The following is a 19,471-nucleotide window of genomic DNA, read 5'->3' as shown; positions in this document are numbered from 1 at the left end:
GATGGTTGTTTGTTGCCGGTTGGCGGCGAATGTGCCGTATTGCGTAGCGCTACGGTTTCGCGTTGCTTGTCTTGGTGGGATCCTCCCGGCTGGCTTGCCGGTTCGTTCATGAGGACGTGCCCGGAGCCTAAATGGTTCATGCCTGGAAGGGAACGTGATGTTCGCGTCACTCCTACGAGGGATCGAACGTGTATGCGAGGCTGGACTAGTGTGAGGGTTGTCGAAGGGTGGCGTTACAACCGCTCTACCAGGCCTCGGTACCCTCTCAGCGGCGACCGAAGCCGAGCCCGTTACCCACTGGGCCCCAAATGAAATTCAGCGAGGAGCGAACCGCGTGACCGCCGATACGTCCGTGCCGTCCACTGCGCTGCTGACCGGAGCAGACCGAGACGGTTCCAACTACACCGCGCGGCATCTGCTCGTACTCGAGGGGCTCGAAGCGGTTCGCAAGCGCCCCGGGATGTACATCGGGTCCACCGACAGCCGCGGCCTCATGCACTGCCTCTGGGAGATCATCGACAACTCCGTCGATGAGGCCCTGGGCGGTTACTGCGATCACATCGAGGTCATCCTCCACGACGACAACTCCGTGGAGGTCCGGGACAACGGTCGGGGCATCCCCGTCGACGTCGAGCCCAAGACGGGCCTGTCCGGCGTCGAGGTCGTGATGACCAAGCTGCACGCCGGCGGAAAGTTCGGCGGCGGCTCGTACGCCGCGTCGGGCGGCCTGCACGGCGTCGGCGCCTCCGTCGTCAACGCGCTCTCCGCCCGGCTCGACGTCGAGGTCGACCGCAACAGCGCGACGCACTCGATCAGCTTCCGGCGCGGGGTCCCGGGGATCTTCACCGAGCAGGGGCCGGACAGCCCGTTCGACCCGGCCAACGGCCTGCTCAAGGGCAAGCGGGTCCCGAAGGCGCGCACCGGCACCAGGGTGCGCTACTGGGCCGACCGGCAGATCTTCCTCAAGGACGCCAAGCTCAACCTGGAGACGCTCCATCAGCGGGCACGGCAGACTGCTTTTCTTGTCCCCGGCCTCACGATCGTCGTCCGTGACGAACGCGGGCTCGACGGCGAGGGCAAGACCGAGGAGACCTTCCGCTTCGACGGCGGGATCAGCGAATTCTGCGAGTACCTCGCCCAGGACAAGGCGGTCTGCGACGTCCTGCGCCTGACCGGGCAGGGCACCTTCAAGGAGACCGTGCCGGTCCTGGACGAGCGCGGCCACATGACGGCGACCGAGGTCACGCGTGAGCTCGTGGTCGACATCGCCCTGCGCTGGGGCACCGGATACGACACCAACCTCAAGTCCTTCGTCAACATCATCGCCACCCCCAAGGGTGGCACGCATGTGACCGGATTCGAACGCTCCGTGACCAAGACGGTCAACGAGGCGTTGCGCTCGGCCAAGCTGCTCCGCGTCGCCGAGGACGACATCGTCAAGGACGACGCGCTGGAAGGCCTCACCGCGGTGGTCACCGTGCGGCTGGCCGAGCCGCAGTTCGAGGGCCAGACCAAGGAGGTGCTTGGCACCTCGGCGGCCAACCGGATCGTCGCCAACGTCGTGGCCAAGGAGCTCAAGGCATTCCTGACCTCGACGAAGCGCGACGCGAAGGCCCAGGCCAGGGCGGTTCTGGACAAGGCCGTCGCGGCCGCGCGGACCCGCATCGCGGCCCGCCAGCACAAGGACGCTCAGCGTCGCAAGACGGCGTTGGAGTCCTCCTCGCTCCCTGCGAAGCTCGCCGACTGCCGCAGCGACGACGTGGACCGCAGTGAACTCTTCATCGTCGAGGGCGACTCCGCGCTCGGTACGGCGAAGCTCGCCCGGAACAGTGAGTTCCAGGCACTGCTGCCGATCCGGGGCAAGATCCTCAACGTCCAGAAGGCGTCCGTCTCGGACATGCTGAAGAACGCCGAGTGCGGCGCGATTATCCAGGTCATAGGAGCCGGGTCCGGACGGACCTTCGACATCGACGCCGCTCGCTACGGGAAGATCGTCCTGCTGGTGGACGCCGATGTCGATGGCGCGCACATCCGCATCTTGCTGCTGACGCTGTTCCAGCGGTACATGCGACCCATGGTCGAGGCGGGACGGGTCTTCGCCGCGGTGCCTCCGCTTCACCGGATCGAGCTGGTCCAGCCGAAGAAGGGCCAGGACAAGTACATCTACACGTACTCGGACAACGAGCTGCGCCAGCGGCTGCTGGAGCTCCAGCGGAAGAACGTCCGGTACAAGGACTCGATCCAGCGCTACAAGGGCCTGGGCGAGATGGATGCCGACCAGTTGGCCGAGACCACGATGGATCCGCGCCACCGTACCCTGCGGAGGATCAACATCGGCGATCTGGAAGCGTCCGAGCAGGTCTTCGATCTGCTGATGGGCAATGAGGTGGCGCCGCGCAAGGAGTTCATCACGAGCTCTGCCGCCACCCTGGACCGCTCGCGCATCGACGTCTGAGAGAAGCCGTCTCCACCCGTGGGTGGAGACGGCTTCTCCACCTGCGATCAACCCCTGAGCCGATGCCCTGACCCGGCCGTTTCCGTAGCGTCGAAGGCGTTCAACCTTCCCGCACATCGGAGGCTGCCATGTCAGGGCTCGTCAATGTTCTGGTGATCGGCGCAGTGATCGCCGTCGTCGTCGTGCGCCAGTGCTCGGCACGGCAGATCACGGACGACCGGCGCTGGTGGGTCCTGCCGGGCGTTCTCCTCGTCCTGTCGGTGCGCGAGTCCGGACTGGTGGATCCGCGTCACACGGCGCTGTCCATGGCGGTCCTGGGCGTGGAGCTGGCGGTGGGGCTCGTGACGGGCGCCGGCTGGGGCTGGACCACCCGCCTGTGGCGCGAGTCGGACGGCTCGCTCTGGAGCAAGGGCACCAGGGCCACCGTCTTCGTCTGGACCGGGGGACTGGCGCTGCGGGCGGCCCTTTACGGGGCTGCCGCGCTGATGGGTATACACCAGGGCACCGCGGCCCTTCTGTCGGCCCTCGCGGTGACGCTGGCGGCGCGCGGTGGTGTGCTGATGTGGCGGGCACGGCAGATGGGTCCGGCGTACGGTGGCTCCGTCGGCGGGATGATGGGGCGGTCGGCGTGGAAGGACCGCGTGTGACGCGTACGACCTGGACCAGCTGGCCTACCTGGGAAGCCCTGTCAGGCACGAGCCGCACCCGTCCGCGATCGGTGATCACCTGGTCCGTCCGGGTGGGGCTGCTCACCGCCATGCTCTGGGGCACATTCAGCGGCGGACAGTTCGGGCCCTGGGAGATCGTGCTCGGGCTGGTGGGCGTGCTGGGCTGCGCGTTCGCCGCATGGGCGTTCTTCCGGACCAGCCTGGAGCACCGGCTGTGGCCGTCGCTCGGACTGCTGGCGCTGTTGATGCTGACGGCGTTCGGGGCGCAACAGGCCGGTGCCGATCTGCCCGCGCTGATCCTGTGGTGCGGCTGCGCGGTCACCGCACTGGAGCGGTTGCCGCTCACGGCAGGCCTCCCGGCGACGGCCGTCGCCCTCGGCGCGTACGCCGTCGTCAACACCGATGGCTGGCTCTCCACCGCCATGTCCACAGCGGGTCTCTCACTGGCGGGCTATGTGCTCCGACTGGATGCCGAGGCACGGGGCAGTGCCCAGAGGCTCCTCGTGCAGGAGCGGGCGGCCCGCGAGGCGGAGGCCGAGACGGCCGCGCTGGACGAGCGGGCCAGGATCGCGCGGGAGATTCACGACGTCCTCGCCCACAGCCTCTCGGCTCAGCTGGTGCATCTGGAGGCGGCGCGGCTGCTGATCGAGCGGGAGCCGGCGGGGGAGTTCCGGGACCGGGTGCTGGAGCGGGTCGTGGCTGCGCGTTCCATGGCGCGTGAGGGGCTCGCGGAGACCCGCCAGGCTCTCTCCGCGCTCCGGGGCGAGGTCTCTCCGGTGGAGGACTTCCTGCAGCAGCTGGTGGCTGCCGAACCGGCGCAGGTCAGCGTGGCGGGGGAGCGGCGGACGCTGACCGCCGAGGCGTCGCAGACGGTCCGGAGGGTGGCGCAGGAGGCCCTGACCAATGTGCGCAAGCACGCACCGGGGGCCAGGGTTCTCGTGCGGCTGGAGTATCTGCCGGACGAAGTCGCCCTGGAGGTCAGGGATTCGGGTGGACACAGACCCGAGGACGAGCTGTCCGGCAGCGGCTCCGGATACGGTCTGCTGGGGATGAGGGAACGGGCCGAGCTGATGGGCGGGACGCTGGAGGCCGGCCCCGGTGAGGAGGGTTTCGTGGTGAGTCTGCGGGTGCCCGCGTGAACGCGCGGGTCGTGGTTGCCGACGACCAGTCGGTGGTGCGTGAAGGGATCGTGATGCTGCTGGGGCTGCTGCCCGGAATCGAGGTGGTCGGAGCGGCGAAGGACGGTGAGGAGGCCGTGGCGCTCGTGGCCGAACTGGCCCCCGATGTCGTGCTGATGGATCTGCGGATGCCCCGGTGCGACGGGGCGGAGGCGACACGGCGGATCCGCAAGGACCATCCAGGGACCCAGGTGGTGGTGCTCACGACATTCGCGGACGACGACTCGCTCTTCCCCGCACTGCAGGCCGGAGCCCGCGGCTATCTCACCAAGGACGCCGGGGGCGAAGAGATCGTGCGGGCCATCCAGGCCGTGCTGTCCGGAGAAGCCGGCCTCTCGCCGAGCGTGCAGCGCCGTCTGCTGGAGCGCGTGACCACGAGCCCGCCGCTGCCGGCGCCGGTGGCCGAGCAACAGCTGCCCGACGGCCTGACGCCACGTGAACTGGAAGTGCTGGTACTGATCGCGGAAGGCCTGTCCAATCTGGAGATCGCCCGCAGGCTGCACATTTCGCAGGCCACCGTGAAGAGCCACATCAACAATCTCTTCGCCAAGGCCGGAGTGCGTGACCGGGCACAGGCCGTTCGCTATGCGTACGTTCGGGGCCTCGCACAGCCGCCCGGATCGACTGTCACCTGAAGAGGTGAAGACCGGCGAATGAAGTGCCCGGGATCTTCCCGATCTGCCCATTCTTGGGTACACGGCCGAAGTGGTCCGTGGACAAGGGGAGTTGTTCGTGGAGAAGGAAGCAGGGCGTGAGGCCGCAGCGATGCGACTCGACGACCCGTGGTACGACGCGCTGGCCTCCGGATGGGGCGAGCTGGACGGTACGGGGAGTTTCGCTCCCACGGGACCACCAGGGCCCCCGGATCCGCGGCGCGGCCACAGTGCGGCCGACATCTATCTGGAGGTGCAGCGCAGCGGGGCGTTCCAGGAGGTGCGACGCCGGTACCGGCGGTTCGTCATCCCCGCCAGCATCGCCTTCCTCGTCTGGTACCTCGTCTACGTCGTCGCCGCGATCACCGCGCCCGGACTGATGGCCCGCCCGGTGGCGGGGGCGGTCAATGTCGCGATGGTCGCGGGGCTCGGGCAGTTCCTCACGACCTTCCTTCTCACCGGGGCGTACGCGCGCCACGCACGGCTGCGCAGGGACCGGGCCGCACTCGAGCTGCGGTGGGAGACACAGGAGATGACGCGGGGGGCCGGGCTTTGAACGGGAACCACCAGACGCTGGCGCTCCTGCTGTTCAGCGCCTTCATCGCAGTGACGCTCGCCATCACCACCTGGGTGAGCCGTAACCGCCGTGGCTCGGCTGAGGAGTTCTACGCGGGCGGCCGTCTGTTCTCCCCCATGGAGAACGGTTTCGCCATCGCGGGCGACTACATGTCGGCCGCGTCGTTCCTCGGCATCTCCGGTCTGATCGCCCTCTTCGGCTACGACGGCATGCTCTATTCGGTCGGCTTCCTCGTCGCCTGGCTGGTCGTCCTGCTGCTGGTCGCCGAACTGGTGCGCAACTGCGGCCGGTTCACGCTCGCCGATGTGGTGGCGGCGCGGATGGCGGAGCGCCCGGTCCGGATCGCGGCGGGCACTTCGTCCGTCACCGTCTCCGTGCTCTATCTGGTGGCACAGATGGTGGGCGCGGGCAGTCTGGTCGCGCTGCTTCTCGGTGGAACGAGCGGCGCCGCCCGCTCCTGGACCGTCATCGGCGTCGGGGCGCTCATGGTGATCTACGTGTCGCTCGGCGGGATGCGCGCCACCACCTGGATCCAGATCGTCAAGGCCGTTCTCCTGATGGCGGGAGCAGTCGTGCTCACCGTTCTCGTGCTGATCCGCTTCCACGGCGACTTCAACGCCCTGCTCAACTCCGCCGCCGAACGGAGTGGCCACGGCAACCGGTTCCTCGCGCCGGGTCTCCGGTACGGCGGTACATGGACCGCGCGCATCGACTTCATCAGCCTGGGGCTGGCCCTGGTGCTCGGTACGGCCGGGTTGCCGCACATCCTGTCGCGGTTCTACACCGTGCCCACCGCCCGTGCGGCCCGCTGTTCGGTCGTCTGGTCGATCGGGCTCATCGGCAGCTTCTACCTGATGACCATTGCGCTCGGATTCGGGGCGGCCGCCCTGGTCGGCTCGGCCGAGGTACGGGCGTCGAATCCCGCGGGGAACACGGCGGTTCCGCTGCTGGCCCTGGTGCTCGGCGGCGGCGAGGGGTCCACCGGCGGAACGATCCTGTTCGCCGTGGTGGCCGCAGTCGCCTTCGCGACCATTCTCGCCGTCGTCGCGGGTATCACGCTCGCCTCGTCCGCCTCCGTGGCCCATGACCTCTACGCCTCGCTCAGGCGCCCCGGCTCCAAGCAGTACAGCGAGGTCGCCGTGGCCAGGGTGGCCGCGGCAGCGATCGGGGTGGCCGCCATCGGACTCGGTCTGGTCGCCCAGGACCTGAACGTGGCGTTCCTGGTGGGGCTCGCCTTCGCCGTCGCCGCCTCGGCCAACCTTCCGGTGCTCCTGTACTCCCTGTTCTGGCGGAACTTCACCACCCGGGGAGCGGTCTGGTCCGTCTACGGCGGGCTGATTCCCGCAGTGCTGCTCGTGCTGCTCTCCCCGGTCGTTTCCGGCAGCCCCGCCTCGCTCTTCCCGGGCGTCGACTTCCAGCTCTTCCCGCTGGAGAACCCCGGGCTGGTCTCCATCCCCCTGGGCTTCCTGGCCGGCTGGGTCGGAACGGTCACCTCCACCGATCCGCCGGACGAGGCCAAGCACGCGGAGACCGAGGTCCGCGCACTGACCGGGGCGGGTGCGGTGTAGTCCGGTGCCCCCGCACCGTACGGACGGGACCGGTCAGGCCTGCCCGCCGGTGGACCAGGTGTAGCGGTGCTCCGGGCGGCCCGTCTCGCCGTACCGCAGTGTCAGCCGCACCCTGCCGGTCCTTTCCAGCAGCTTCAGATAGCGCTGGGCGGTCTGCCTGCTCATGCCGGCGCTCTCCGCGATCTCCTGCGCGGAGAGCGGCCCGTCCGCGCTCCGGAGCGCCTGCCTGACCAGTTCCGCCGTGGTCGGCGAGTGCCCCTTGGGCAGATCGGGCTCGCCCGCTGCCCACAGGGCGCCGAAGAGTCGGTCCACCTCGTCCTGCTCGGCCTCGCCGCCGCGTTCCAGCGTGTGGCGCAGCGCCGCGTATGCCTCCAGCTTGGTGCGCAGCCCCGAGTACGCGAACGGCTTCACCAGGTACTGCAGGGCACCGTGCCGCATGGCCTCCTGCACGGTGGCGACATCGCGCGCCGCCGTCACCATGATCACGTCGGTGTGGTGGCCGAGCGTGCGCAGCTCCCGCACCATGGCCAGACCGTTGCGGTCGGGCATGTAGTGGTCCAGCAGCACCAGGTCCACGCGTCGGCTCTCGATCGTGGCGAGGGCTTCGGCGGCGGAGTGCGCCTGGGCGGTCACCCGGAAACCCGGCACCCTGGAGACGTAGGCCGCGTTGACCTTCGCGACCCGGATGTCGTCGTCCACCACCAGGACCTCGATCACTGAGTTTCTCCCGCGGTGCCGGTATTCGATTCGGTCATTTCCGGTCCAGCCACTTCGGACCGGGCCACTTCGGACCCAGTCACTTCCGGTTTCGTCAGATCCGGGTCCGCAAGGGCCTCCGGCAGTACGACGGTGAACTCGGCGCCGCCGTCCACGGCCCCGTCGACGGTGACGCCGCCACCCTGCCGTTCCGCCAGCCGTCGCACCAGGGCGAGGCCCAGGCCGCGCTTGCCGTGCGCCGGGACCTCCTTCGTCGACCAGCCCTCCGTGAAGATCGATTCGCGCTGCCCGAGCGGAACTCCGGGGCCGCTGTCACGGACCCGCAGCACCACCGTACGGCCCTCGGCGCGCAGGCCCACCTCGACCAGGGCACCGTCCGCTCCGGCAGCCGCGTCCAGTGCGTTGTCCACGAGGTTGCCGACGACCGTGACCAGCCCGCGAGGGTCCACCAGCCGGTCCGGTAGCAGCGTCCCCGGGGCCATGCGCAGCGCGACACCGCGCTCCGCCGCCACGGTCGCCTTGCCGACCAGGAGCGCGGCCAGCAGCGGATCGTGCACCTTCTCGGTGACCTGCTCGGCGGTCGCCCGGTGGACGCCCACGATCTCGGTGACGTACTCCATGGCGTCCTCGTGCATGTCCAGTTCCAGCAGCCCCAGGAGCGTGTGCATCCGGTTGGCGTGCTCGTGGTCCTGGGCCCGCAACGCGTCGATCAGGCCGCGCGTCGAGTCGAGTTCGCGGCCGAGGTGTTCGAGTTCGGTGCGGTCGCGGAGGGTGGCGACGGCGCCGCCGTCGTCGGTCGGCATCCGGTTGGCGAGGAGGACCCGGGCGCCCTGCACCGTCAGCAGATCGTCGCCGAGCACCCGGCCCGCCAGCACATCGGCCGTCCGTCCCGCGCCGAGGACGGTGTCCAGCGGGCGGCCCGCTGCGTCGGGGCCGAGGCCGAGGAGCCGCTGCGCCTCGTCGTTCAGCAGCCGTATCCTGCCCGTCCGGTCGAGTGCGACGACCCCCTCCCTGATGCCGTGCAGCATCGCCTCGCGCTCCGTCAGCAGCGCGGAGATGTCGGAGAACGCGAGGTCGTGGGTCTGCCGCTGGAGGCGCCGGGAGATCAGATAGGCGGCCAGCGCCCCGACGGCGAGCGCACCGCCCGCGTAGGCGAACAGCCCGGGGATCGCGGCGAGGAGCCGGGCGCGGACACTGTCGTACGCGATCCCGACGGAGACGGCGCCCACGATGTGCTGCGCCTCGTCGCGCAGCGGGACCTTCCCGCGGGCCGAGCGGCCGAGCGTCCCGCTGTCGATCTCCATGACGTTCCGGCCCGCGAGCGCGTCGCTCGGGTCGGTGGAGACGACCTTGCCGATCTCGTCGGCGTCGGTGTGCGACCAGCGCACCCCGCGCCGGTCCATGACGACGACGTACTCGGCGCCGGTGGCACGCCTGACCCGCTCGGCCGCGGACTGCACGGGTCCGGTGGGCGACGGGTCCGTGGCGAGCAGCTCCTCGGTGAGCCCCGGCTGGGCCGCCGTGCTCTGCGCGATGGCCAGGGCACGGCGCATCGCCTGGTCGTCGAGCTGGGCACTGAGCGGTGCCAGGAAGAGGCCGGTGGCGAGCACGGTGACGCCGGTCGCGATGGCCAGCTGCATCAGCAGGACCTGGGAGAAGACCCGCTGGGGCCAGCCGAGCCGGCGTGCTCTCCTGGCGGTGGGCGGTGGGGCGCTCATCGTATGAACGGTAAAGGGCATTCCGGTGCTTTCCGAAATCCCCTCGCGCGGCCGGGCGCTTGAGCAGGCCAGGCCGGGCCCTGCCCGGACGGCAGCCGTGCATCGCGCCGCACCACAACCGTCTATCGCGGCGGTCCACCCGTGGCGGCGGGCAGCGGCTGAGGCGGACGAGGGCCGCCGTACTCGCCGCTGGGACGCATTCGCAGGGGCCGCTCCCCGTACTCCTCCAGGGCATGGGCGATCCAGCCGGCCGTGCGGGACACCGCGAACACCGTCTCGCCGGCCTCCGCCGACATGCCGCAGGAGACCGAGAGCACGGCGAGCGCCAGGTCGACATTGGCGTGCAGAGGAGAGTGCCGGGCCATCGTGGTGACCACGTCGCGTGCCGCGGCGAGCGCCCCGGCCGCCTCCGGCACCCGGCCGAGCAGGGCGAACAGCGCCCGCGCCCGCGGGTCCTCGGAGGTGTAGAGACGGTGGCCGAGTCCGGGCACCCTGCGTCCGGTGCGGAGATGGTCCGCGACCACCGGGGCCGCGGACCCCCGCTCCAGGACCTCGGCCAGCATCCGGTGTGCCAGCCCGCTCGCCGCCCCGTGCAGCGGGCCCTCCAGGACTCCGAGGCCCGCCGAGACCACCGCGTACGGATGGGCGTGGGCGGATGCGGCGACCCTGGCGGCCAGTGTCGACGCCGCGAGGTCGTGGTCGATCAGCAGGGCGAGTGCGGCGTCCAGCGCTGCGACCGACGGCTCGTCGGCCGGCCGCGGGGTGAGCTTCGACCACAGCTGCCGGGCCAGTCCGGGGCCGCCCGGGTCCGGGGGTCCCTCGGTTCCCTCGGCCGCCGACGGTGTGTCCGCGGCCAGGGGCAGTGCACCGACCAGGGTCGGAACCAGGCTCCGCGCGGCGGCGAGCACCGCCTCGCGCGAGAGGTCGAAGCGGAGCGGATCGGCGGTCGCCGCGGCGACCACCGCCACGCGCAACCGGTCCGTCGAGCCGCTGTGCGCGGGCAGCGCGCCGACCGCCCGGCGCGCCGCGGCCAGCGCCTCGGCCGGTGCCGTGAAGCGGACGCCGGGCCGCAGCTCGCCGGTCCAGAGCCACTCGGCGACTTCCTCGTAGGCGTACCGCCGGGCCAGCTCGGTCGCGTCGACGCCACGGAAGTAGTAGCGGTCGCCCTCGATCAGCGTGATGCCGGTACGGAAGACCAGATCACCGGTGGCGGGGGAGGGGGCCTTGCGGCCCGTGCGCCGGACCAGCGCGTCGACCTCCGCGGCGTCGAACGTGCTGCCGCGTCCGCCCGGAGCGCGCCTGCTGCTCAGCTGGCCACGACTGACGTACGCGTACACCGTCTCGGGCTTCACCCCGAGACGCTCGGCCGCCTCCCGGGTGCTGAGCCGCCGCGGAGCCGTCGCCTCCGGACCGTCGCCGGGCGTTGCTTGATCCTTCATGTCGCAACCGTATCCATATTGATTCAATCAATGTTGACGGGATTGAATCAATCATAGATGGTCGAAATCAATATCAATGAGACCCGCCGGGACGCTCACGGAGGAAGAGATGCCGACCATGACCAGCGGAACCCCGCTCGACGTACCCCGAGGCCTCGCAGGCGTCGTCGTCACGGACACGGCCCTCGGGGACGTCCGAGGACACGAGGGCTTCTACCACTACCGGCAGTACTCGGCGATCGAACTGGCACGGACCCGCAGCTTCGAGGACGTCTGGTACCTGATGTCCGAGGGCGCGCTGCCCGACGCCGCGGCCCGTGCCGAATTCGCCGCCCGTACCGCCTCCCTGCGCCGGCTGCCCGCCGAGGTGCGCGAGGCGCTGCCCGCCATAGCGCGGGCGGGAGCCGTCTCCGGGCCCCTGGCCGGTCTGCGCACCGCCCTCTCGCTCCTCGGCGCCTCCGCCGGCTTCCGGCCGGTGTACGACATCGCCGCCGACCGGCGCCGCGCCGACGCACTGGCCGCCTGCGCCGCCGTCCCCACCGTGCTCACCGCCCTGCACCGGCTCGGTCAGGGGCTCGAACCGGTCGAGCCGCGCGACGACCTGCCCCATGCGGCCAACTACCTCTACATGCTCACCGGCTCCGTTCCGGACGCCGCGCGGGTCAGGGCCGTGGAGCAGTACCTGATCTCCACCATCGACCACGGCTTCAACGCCTCGACGTTCACCGCCCGCGTCGTCGCCTCCACGGGCGCCGACATGGCGGCCTGCCTGGTGGCGGCCGTCGGCGCGCTCTCCGGACCGCTGCACGGCGGAGCGCCCAGCCGGGCGCTCGACACCCTGGACGCCATCGGCACCCCCGACCGCATCGACGGCTGGATCCGCGAACGAGTGCTCGCCGGCGAACGGATCATGGGCTTCGGACACCCCGTCTACCGCACCGAGGACCCCCGCTCACGGATGCTGCGGGGCATCGCCCAGGGCTTCGGCGGCCCGCTCGTCGACTTCGCCGTCGAGGTCGAGCGCCAGGTCGAGGCGATCCTCGCCGAGCTCAAGCCGGGCCGGGAATTGCACACCAGCGTGGAGTTCTACGCCGGGGTCGTCATGGAGCTGTGCGGGCTGCCACGCGAGATGTTCACACCGACCTTCTGCGCGGCGAGGGTGGTCGGCTGGAGCGCCAATATCCTGGAGCAGGCGGAGGACTCGAAGATCATCCGCCCGGCGGCCCGTTACGTCGGGACGCCCCCGCCGCAGCCGGTCCCCATGCCCTGAGGTCCCCGAGAGAGGTCCCCGTTGAACCCGTCGTCCCCGCCCCGCAAGCAGCAGATCCCGGTCATCGTCCTTGCGGGGTTCCTGGGATCGGGCAAGACGACGCTGCTCAACCACCTCCTCCGCAACCGTGCGGGGAACCGGATCGGCGTGATCGTCAACGACTTCGGCGCCATCGAGATCGACGCCATGACGGTCTCGGGACAGGTCGGCTCCACGGTCTCGCTGGGCAACGGCTGCCTGTGCTGCGCGGTCGACGCGAGCGAACTCGACACCTTCCTGGAGACGCTGACCGGGCCCGCCGCCCGTCTCGACGTGATCGTCATCGAGGCCAGCGGACTGGCCGAGCCGCAGGAACTCGTGCGCATGCTCCTGGCCAGCGACAATCCGCACATCGTGTACGGGGGACTGGTGGAGGTCGTCGACGCCGCCGAGTTCGACGCCACCCGGGAGCGCCACCCGGAGATCGACCGCCACCTCGCCGTCGCCGACCTCGTCGTGCTGAACAAGACCGACCGGGTCGGGAGCGAGGAACAGACCCGCATCCGGGGCGCCGTCGCCGCGGCAGGCGCACCCGCCGGCGGCGCGGCAGCCGTCATCTGCGCCACGTACGGACGTGTCGACCCCGAGCTGCTCTTCGACCCGGCGCTGCGGCCGGACAGCGAGGAGAAGGTGCGTCAGCTCACCTTCGAGGATCTGCTCCTGGCGGAGCGGGACGGGGAAGAGGGCGGCGCCGGGCATGCGCACCACCTCCACGCCGCGTACGACAGCGTGTCCTTCGTCGCGGACGTCCCCATGAACCCCCGCCGCCTGATGGAGTTTCTCGACTCCCGGCCGCAGGGCCTCTACCGGATCAAGGGGTTCGTCGACTTCGGCGTGGGCGACCGGGCGAACAAGTACGCCCTGCATGCGGTCGGCAGGTTCCTGCGGTTCGACCCGCAGCCCTGGAAGCGCGACGAACCGCGCCGGACCCAGCTGGTGCTGATCGGCTCGGGCATCGCCCCGGAGGCCCTGCACAAGGAGCTGGCCGCCTGCCGGGAGAGCGCCGCGCCGGGCCCGGACGCGACGCAGGACGCCGCACATGAACGAAGCATGTGGGGCGTCCTGCGGTACGTACAAAGGCCCGGCGACGACGCGTAGCGCTGCGCCACGCGTCGTCCGGCCGGCCTGCTACACCGGGCCGGCGATCACCGCGACCGGCTTGGCCAGCGGCGTCCCCGAACCGTCGCGCCGGGGGTCGGGCTCGGGCAGCTCGCTCGGCGTGCCGTTCTGCTGCGCGGCGCGGGCAGGCGTCTCGCCCGCCCAGCCGAACACCAGGACGTCCTCCCCCTTGAGGAACCGCTGACAACGCACACCACCGGTGGCCCGGCCCTTGCGCGGGTACTGGTCGAACGGGGTGAGCTTGCAGGTCAGCACCGAGTCGTCCAGCGTGCCGTGCGAGCCCGCGACCGTGAACACCACCGCGTCCGCCGCCGGATCCACCGCGGTGAACGAGATCACCTCGGCGTCCGCCGTGAGCTTGACCCCTGCCATGCCACCGGCGGGCCGGCCCTGCGGCCGCACCTGCGCCGCCGGGTAGCGCAGCAGCTGCGCGTCGGACGTGATGAAGACCAGATCCTCCTCGCCGGTCCGCAGCTCGGCGCCGCCGACGATCCGGTCACCGTCCTTGAGGGCGATGACCTCCAGCTCGTCCTTGTTGGCCGGGTAGTCCGGCACCACCCGCTTGACGACTCCCTGAAGGGTGCCGATCGCCAGGCCGGGGGAGGCCTCGTCGAGCGTGGTGAGGCAGATGACGGATTCGTCGTTCTCCAGGGTGAGGAATTCGGCGACCATCGCCCCGCCCGAAAGACTGGGCGCCGCGTGGGTGTCCGGCAGCTGAGGCAGATCGATCACCGAGAGCCGCAGCAGCCGGCCGGTCGACGTCACCACGCCCACGTCGCCACGGGCCGTCGCCGGCACGGCCGACACGATCACATCGTGCTTGGAACGCTTGGCGTCCTCGGCGAGAACGATCGGCTCGTCGTTGGCGGTACGGGCCAGCAGACCGGTCGAGGACAGCAGCACCCGGCACGGGTCGTCCGCGACCTCCAGCGGCACCGAGGCGACCTGCGAACCGGCCGACTCCAGCAGCACCGTACGCCGGTCGGTGCCGAACTTCTTGGCGACCGCGGCCAGTTCGGTGGAGACGAGCCTGCGCAGCTCGGTGTCCGATTCGAGGATGGCGGTCAGCTCGTCGATCTCGCTGTTGAGCCGGTCCCGCTCGCTCTCCAGCTCGATCCGGTCGAACCGGGTCAGCCGACGCAGCGGGGTGTCCAGGATGTACTGGGTCTGGGTCTCGCTCAGCGAGAAGTGCTCGATGAGCCGCTCCTTCGCCTGCGCCGAATTGTCACTGGACCGGATGATCCGGATGACCTCGTCGATGTCGATCAGCGCGACGAGCAGGCCCTCGACCAGGTGCAGCCGGTCGCGGCGCTTGCCGCGGCGGAACTCGCTGCGCCGGCGCACCACGTCGAAGCGGTGGTCGAGATAGACCTCCAGGAGCTCCTTGAGCCCCAGCGTGAGCGGCTGTCCGTCGACCAGCGCCACGTTGTTGATGCCGAAGGACTCCTCCATCGGCGTCAGTTTGTAGAGCTGCTCCAGAACGGCTTCCGGCACGAAGCCGTTCTTCACCTCGATGACCAGGCGCAGGCCGTGCTCGCGGTCGGTCAGGTCCTTCACGTCCGCGATGCCCTGGAGCTTCTTCGACGAGACCAGATCCTTGATCTTGGCGATCACCTTCTCCGGGCCGACGGAGAAGGGAAGTTCGGTGACGACCAGGCCCTTGCGGCGGGCCGTCACATTCTCCACCGAGACGGTCGCACGGATCTTGAACGTGCCGCGCCCGCGGGCGTACGCGTCCTTGATGCCGCCCAGGCCCACGATCCGGCCACCGGTGGGCAGATCGGGACCCGGCACGAACCGCATCAGGGTCTCCAGGTCGGCGCCCGGATGCTTGATCAGATGGCGGGCGGCGGCGATGACCTCGCCCAGGTTGTGCGGCGGCATGTTGGTCGCCATACCGACCGCGATCCCGGACGACCCGTTGACCAGGAGGTTCGGGTACGCGGCGGGGAGAACGGTCGGCTCCGTCTCCTGGCCGTCGTAATTCGACTGGAAAGCGACGGTGTCCTCGTCGATCGACTCCGTCATCAGTGACGTCGCGTCGGCCATCCGGCATTCGGTGTACCGCATGGCGGCCGGCGGGTCGTCGTTTCCGAGCGAGCCGAAGTTGCCGTGGCCGTCGACCAGGGGGAGCCGCATCGAGAACGGCTGCGCCAGACGGACCAGCGCGTCGTAGATCGACGCGTCCCCGTGCGGGTGCAACTTACCCATGACCTCGCCGACGACGCGGGCACACTTCACGAAGCCGCGATCGGGGCGCAGGCCCATCTCGTTCATCTGGTAGACGATGCGGCGGTGCACCGGCTTCATGCCGTCACGGGCGTCGGGCAGGGCCCGTGAGTAGATCACCGAGTACGCGTACTCGAGGAAGGAGCCCTGCATTTCGTCGACGACGTCGATGTCGAGGATCTTCTCCTCGAAGTCGTCCGGCGGCGGGGTCTTCGTGCTGCGGCGGGCCATCGCTGCTGCGACTCCTTCACGGATTCTGTTCGGGCAACCTCAGGTTCTGACGCGGACCATTGTGGACCGCCGCACTGACATCGCCGACCTCGACCCGTCCCAAGAGGCGTCCCAGGCCCCGGTCGGGTCGGTTTTTCGACCCGTCGCGCGGGGGATGCGCCCCTCTTTCACGCGAACTTCCGCGGTATGGGAACTTCGCCAGGGGTCCGTGCGCTTGCTTAAAGTGGCAGGTCTCGCAGGAAATCCAGTATCGCGATCGAAGGGACGTACATGCCCATGGGTCACACGGCCACCGCTCAGGCCGGCTCCGGCGGCTTGACAGCGACCGAGCACCGCCTGGCCAACGGCCTGCGCGTGGTGCTCTCCGAGGACCATCTGACCCCGGTCGCCGCGGTCTGCCTCTGGTACGACGTCGGTTCGCGCCACGAGGTCGAGGGGCGCACCGGTCTGGCTCACCTCTTCGAGCACCTGATGTTCCAGGGATCCGGCCAGGTCAAGGGGAACGGCCACTTCGAGCTGGTGCAGGGGGCCGGCGGTTCGCTCAACGGGACCACCAGCTTCGAGCGCACCAACTACTTCGAGACCATGCCCACGCACCAGCTTGAGCTGGCCCTGTGGCTCGAGGCCGACCGCATGGGCTCGCTGCTCGCTGCGCTCGACGAAGAGTCCATGGAGAACCAGCGCGACGTCGTCAAGAACGAGCGCCGCCAGCGCTACGACAACGTCCCGTACGGCACGGCGTTCGAGAAGCTCACGGCGCTGGCCTACCCCGAGGGCCACCCGTACCACCACACCCCGATCGGCTCGATGGCCGATCTGGACGCCGCGACCCTCGATGACGCCCGCACCTTCTTCCGTACGTACTACGCGCCCAACAACGCGGTGCTCTCGGTCGTCGGCGACATCGACCCCGAGCAGACCCTGGCCTGGATCGAGAAGTACTTCGGCTCCATCCCGTCCCACGACGGCAAGCAGCCGCCGCGCGACGGCGCGCTCCCCGGGATCATCGGCGAGCAGCTGCGCGAGGAGGTGCACGAGGAGGTTCCGGCGCGGGCGCTGATGGCCGCCTACCGGCTGCCGCACGACGGCACCCGCGAGTGCGACGCGGCGGACCTCGCGTTGACCGTGCTCGGCGGCGGCGAGTCGTCGCGGCTGCACAACCGCCTGGTCCGCCGTGACCGTACGGCCGTGGCGGCCGGGTTCGGGCTGCTGCGGCTGGCCGGTGCGCCGTCGCTCGGCTGGCTGGACGTCAAGACGTCCGGCGGCGTCGAGGTGCCGCAGATCGAGGCCGCGGTCGACGAGGAGCTCGCCCGGTTCGCCGCCGAGGGCCCCACGGCCGAGGAAATGGAGCGCGCGCAGGCCCAGTTGGAGCGTGAGTGGCTGGACCGGCTCGGCACGGTCGCCGGCCGCGCCGACGAACTGTGCCGGTTCGCCGTGCTGTTCGGCGACCCGCAGCTCGCCCTGACCGCCGTGCAGCGGGTGCTCGACGTCACCGCGGAGGAGGTCCAGGCGGCCGCCAAGGCCCAGCTGCGCCCCGACAACCGCGCGGTGCTGGTCTACGAGCCGGTCGAATCGGCCGAGCCCGCGGACGCAGCGGACACCGACGAGACCGACGCCGACGCGCACGAAGGAGCGGACAAGTGACCGACGCTGCCGCGACTGGAGTTTCGATGCAGTACCACCCGCAGCCGGCCCCCGGCGTCGCCCGCCCCTGGGCCTTCCCCGCGCCGGAGCGCGGCGCCCTGCCCAACGGCCTCACGGTGCTGCGCTGCCACCGCCCCGGTCAGCAGGTCGTGGCGGTCGAGATCTTCCTCGACGCCCCGCTGGACGCCGAGCCCGAGGGCCTCGACGGTGTGGCCACGATCATGTCGCGGGCGCTGTCGGAGGGCACCGACAAGCACACCGCGGAGGAGTTCGCCGCCGAGCTGGAGCGCTGCGGCGCCACCCTCGACGCGCACGCCGACCACCCCGGCCTCCGGGTCTCCCTGGAGGTCCCGGCCTCCCGGCTGGCCAAGGCGCTCGCGCTGGTCGCCGAGGCGCTGCGGGCGCCCGCCTTCGCCGACAGCGAGATCGAGCGGCTGGTACGCAACCGGCTCGACGAGATCCCGCACGAGCAGGCCAACCCGGCCCGGCGCGCCGCCAAGCAGCTCTCCAAGGAGCTCTTCCCGGCCGCGGCGCGCATGTCGCGCCCGCGCCAGGGCACCGAGGAGACGGTGGAGCGGATCGACTCGGCGGCCGTGCGTGCCTTCTTCGACGCCCACGTCCGGCCGTCCGCGGCGACCGCCGTGGTCGTGGGCGACCTCACCGGCATCGACCTGGACGCCCTGCTCGCCGACACCCTCGGCGACTGGTCGGGAGAGGCCGCCGAGCCCCGTCCCGCCCCGCCGATCACCGCCGACGACACCGGGCGGGTGGTGATCGTCGACCGTCCGGGCGCGGTGCAGACGCAGCTGCTGATCGGCCGGATCGGCGCCGACCGGCACGACAGCGTGTGGCCGGCCCAGGTGCTCGGTACGTACTGCCTGGGTGGCACGCTCACTTCCCGTCTCGACCGTGTGCTGCGCGAGGAGAAGGGCTACACGTACGGCGTACGGGCCTTCGCCCAGGTGCTGCGGTCGTCGGCCCCGGACTCCGCCTCGGGCGCGACCGGCGCCGCGATGCTGGCCATCAGCGGCTCGGTGGACACGGAGTCCACCGAACCGGCGCTCAAGGACCTGTGGACGGTCCTGCGGACGCTGGCGGCCGAGGGCCTGACCGACGAGGAGCGCGAAACGGCCGTGCAGAACCTCGTGGGTGTCGCACCCCTGAAGTTCGAGACGGCGGCCTCCGTCGCGGGTACCCTCGCCGACCAGGTGGAGCAGCACCTCCCCGACGACTACCAGGCGCAGCTGTATGCCCGGCTCGCGGAGACCGGCACGGTCGAGGCGACCGCGGCGGTCGTCAACGCCTTCCCGGGTGACCGGCTGGTCACGATCCTCGTCGGCGACGCGGCACGGATCGAGGAGCCCGTCCGGGCTCTGGGCATCGGAGAAGTGTCGGTGGTCACCGGCTGACGATCGCCCGCCCGGCTGACGGCCGACCCGGCTGACGGCCGACCCGGCTGACGGCCGACCCGGCTGACGGCCGACCCGGCGGGCACCGGCTGCCGGATCGGCTGCCCCGCCGTGGCCGTCCTGCCTGGTCGGCCGCCCCGCCGTGGCCGCCCTGTCGGACGGCCAGTCCGGCTATCCGGTATATCGCCACATATCGAGACAGAGGGAAGACCCCGGCGAGCAAGTTCTCGCCGGAGTCTTCCCTTTTGTCCGTTCTGGTGGAGAGGTTGCCTGTCTGCCCTGTGGGATGCGCTACAAAACGTCCTGTCCGTTTGGTGAATGAAAGCGACCCCGCTTAGCGTCGGCTCGACTGTCCGTCACTCGTATGCCGCATCCGCGACGTACCGGACAGTCATCGCCGAGTCCCCGTCAGGCGCGAGCCTGGGGAGCCGGGGACCCACGTAGTCCCTGGGGTGAATCGGAAGCCTGAGCCTCGATGGGGCCGGGGCGTCCGTAGGAGACCTTCCTGCTCCGAACCCGTCAGCTAACCCGGTAGGCGAGAAGGAAGGAAAGGATCA

14 protein-coding genes and 1 riboswitch are annotated in these 19,471 nt (G+C 70.4%); of the genes, 10 read left to right on the top strand and 4 right to left on the bottom strand.

Annotation, left to right across the window (positions count from 1 at the left end):
* The first annotated feature begins 334 nt into the window (after positions 1-334).
* The 6 genes from OG520_RS09885 to OG520_RS09860 all read left to right on the top strand — a co-directional run bounded on the left by OG520_RS09885 (position 335) and on the right by OG520_RS09860 (position 7,099).
* Positions 335-2,455, top strand: a complete 2,121-nt coding sequence (locus OG520_RS09885) for a type IIA DNA topoisomerase subunit B (protein WP_389981181.1) — start codon at positions 335-337, stop codon at positions 2,453-2,455.
* A 128-nt stretch (positions 2,456-2,583) separates the two neighbouring features.
* Positions 2,584-3,102, top strand: coding sequence for a DUF1453 domain-containing protein (locus OG520_RS09880; RefSeq protein WP_406012922.1), 519 nt, complete (start codon positions 2,584-2,586; stop codon positions 3,100-3,102).
* On the top strand, positions 3,099-4,262 hold the full coding sequence (locus OG520_RS09875) for a sensor histidine kinase (RefSeq protein WP_406012921.1): 1,164 nt from the start codon (positions 3,099-3,101) through the stop codon (positions 4,260-4,262). The genes OG520_RS09880 and OG520_RS09875 overlap by 4 nt, the downstream gene beginning before the upstream one ends.
* Entirely contained in the window at positions 4,259-4,936 is a 678-nt protein-coding gene (locus OG520_RS09870) for a response regulator (RefSeq protein ID WP_399330436.1), read from the top strand. The genes OG520_RS09875 and OG520_RS09870 overlap by 4 nt, the downstream gene beginning before the upstream one ends.
* A 130-nt stretch (positions 4,937-5,066) precedes the next feature.
* Positions 5,067-5,510, top strand: a complete 444-nt coding sequence (locus OG520_RS09865; RefSeq protein WP_406016453.1) for a DUF485 domain-containing protein — start codon at positions 5,067-5,069, stop codon at positions 5,508-5,510.
* A complete protein-coding gene (locus OG520_RS09860; protein ID WP_406012920.1) occupies positions 5,507-7,099 on the top strand; it encodes a cation acetate symporter in 1,593 nt (530 codons plus the stop codon). Before OG520_RS09865 ends, OG520_RS09860 begins: the two co-directional genes overlap by 4 nt.
* 33 nt (positions 7,100-7,132) lie before the next feature.
* Here the strand turns inward: OG520_RS09860 and OG520_RS09855 are convergent, their stop codons facing one another.
* The 3 genes from OG520_RS09855 to OG520_RS09845 all read right to left on the bottom strand — a co-directional run bounded on the left by OG520_RS09855 (position 7,133) and on the right by OG520_RS09845 (position 10,973).
* Entirely contained in the window at positions 7,133-7,816 is a 684-nt protein-coding gene (locus tag OG520_RS09855; protein WP_399330440.1) for a response regulator, read from the bottom strand.
* Complete coding sequence (locus OG520_RS09850; protein WP_406012919.1) at positions 7,813-9,534, bottom strand: ATP-binding protein; 1,722 nt, start codon at positions 9,532-9,534, stop codon at positions 7,813-7,815. Before OG520_RS09850 ends, OG520_RS09855 begins: the two co-directional genes overlap by 4 nt.
* A gap of 122 nt (positions 9,535-9,656) precedes the next feature.
* A complete protein-coding gene (locus OG520_RS09845) occupies positions 9,657-10,973 on the bottom strand; it encodes a citrate/2-methylcitrate synthase (protein WP_406012918.1) in 1,317 nt (438 codons plus the stop codon).
* Between the two features lie 109 nt (positions 10,974-11,082).
* Here OG520_RS09845 and OG520_RS09840 point away from each other — a divergent pair, with 109 nt between their 5' ends.
* Positions 11,083-12,243 (top strand): citrate synthase/methylcitrate synthase, encoded by a 1,161-nt coding sequence (locus OG520_RS09840; protein ID WP_406012917.1) that lies wholly within the window; start codon positions 11,083-11,085, stop codon positions 12,241-12,243.
* Positions 12,244-12,264: 21 nt separating this feature from the next.
* The gene (locus OG520_RS09835) at positions 12,265-13,380 is read left to right on the top strand and encodes a CobW family GTP-binding protein (RefSeq protein ID WP_399330448.1); all 1,116 of its coding nucleotides are present in this window, start codon (positions 12,265-12,267) and stop codon (positions 13,378-13,380) included.
* 30 nt (positions 13,381-13,410) lie between these two features.
* Here OG520_RS09835 and OG520_RS09830 read toward each other — a convergent pair whose 3' ends face one another.
* Positions 13,411-15,861, bottom strand: a complete 2,451-nt coding sequence (locus tag OG520_RS09830; RefSeq protein WP_406012916.1) for a DNA topoisomerase (ATP-hydrolyzing) subunit A — start codon at positions 15,859-15,861, stop codon at positions 13,411-13,413.
* A 270-nt stretch (positions 15,862-16,131) separates the two neighbouring features.
* Here OG520_RS09830 and OG520_RS09825 point away from each other — a divergent pair, with 270 nt between their 5' ends.
* Together OG520_RS09825 and OG520_RS09820 are read left to right on the top strand one after the other, a co-directional pair.
* A complete protein-coding gene (locus OG520_RS09825) occupies positions 16,132-17,505 on the top strand; it encodes a M16 family metallopeptidase (protein WP_406012915.1) in 1,374 nt (457 codons plus the stop codon).
* A 26-nt stretch (positions 17,506-17,531) separates the two neighbouring features.
* Complete coding sequence (locus OG520_RS09820) at positions 17,532-18,914, top strand: M16 family metallopeptidase (protein WP_385551048.1); 1,383 nt, start codon at positions 17,532-17,534, stop codon at positions 18,912-18,914.
* Between the two features lie 385 nt (positions 18,915-19,299).
* A riboswitch (cyclic di-AMP (ydaO/yuaA leader) is annotated at positions 19,300-19,467 on the top strand.
* The last annotated feature ends 4 nt before the right edge of the window (positions 19,468-19,471 follow it).

It is taken from the genome of Streptomyces sp. NBC_00984 (assembly GCF_045162475.1).
Lineage (GTDB): Bacteria > Actinomycetota > Actinomycetes > Streptomycetales > Streptomycetaceae > Streptomyces.
This window is presented reverse-complemented; position numbering and strand designations above follow the sequence as displayed.

What these genes read in the sequence shown, in the direction of transcription:
- OG520_RS09850 (WP_406012919.1), bottom strand. Translation starts at nt 9,534, where the DNA reads ATGAGCGCCCCACCGCCCACCGCCAGGAGAGCACGCCGGCTCGGCTGG.
- OG520_RS09880 (WP_406012922.1), top strand. Translation starts at nt 2,584, where the DNA reads ATGTCAGGGCTCGTCAATGTTCTGGTGATCGGCGCAGTGATCGCCGTC.
- OG520_RS09825 (WP_406012915.1), top strand. Translation starts at nt 16,132, where the DNA reads ATGCCCATGGGTCACACGGCCACCGCTCAGGCCGGCTCCGGCGGCTTG.
- OG520_RS09830 (WP_406012916.1), bottom strand. Translation starts at nt 15,861, where the DNA reads ATGGCCCGCCGCAGCACGAAGACCCCGCCGCCGGACGACTTCGAGGAG.
- OG520_RS09820 (WP_385551048.1), top strand. Translation starts at nt 17,532, where the DNA reads ATGCAGTACCACCCGCAGCCGGCCCCCGGCGTCGCCCGCCCCTGGGCC.
- OG520_RS09865 (WP_406016453.1), top strand. Translation starts at nt 5,067, where the DNA reads ATGCGACTCGACGACCCGTGGTACGACGCGCTGGCCTCCGGATGGGGC.
- OG520_RS09845 (WP_406012918.1), bottom strand. Translation starts at nt 10,973, where the DNA reads ATGAAGGATCAAGCAACGCCCGGCGACGGTCCGGAGGCGACGGCTCCG.
- OG520_RS09840 (WP_406012917.1), top strand. Translation starts at nt 11,083, where the DNA reads ATGCCGACCATGACCAGCGGAACCCCGCTCGACGTACCCCGAGGCCTC.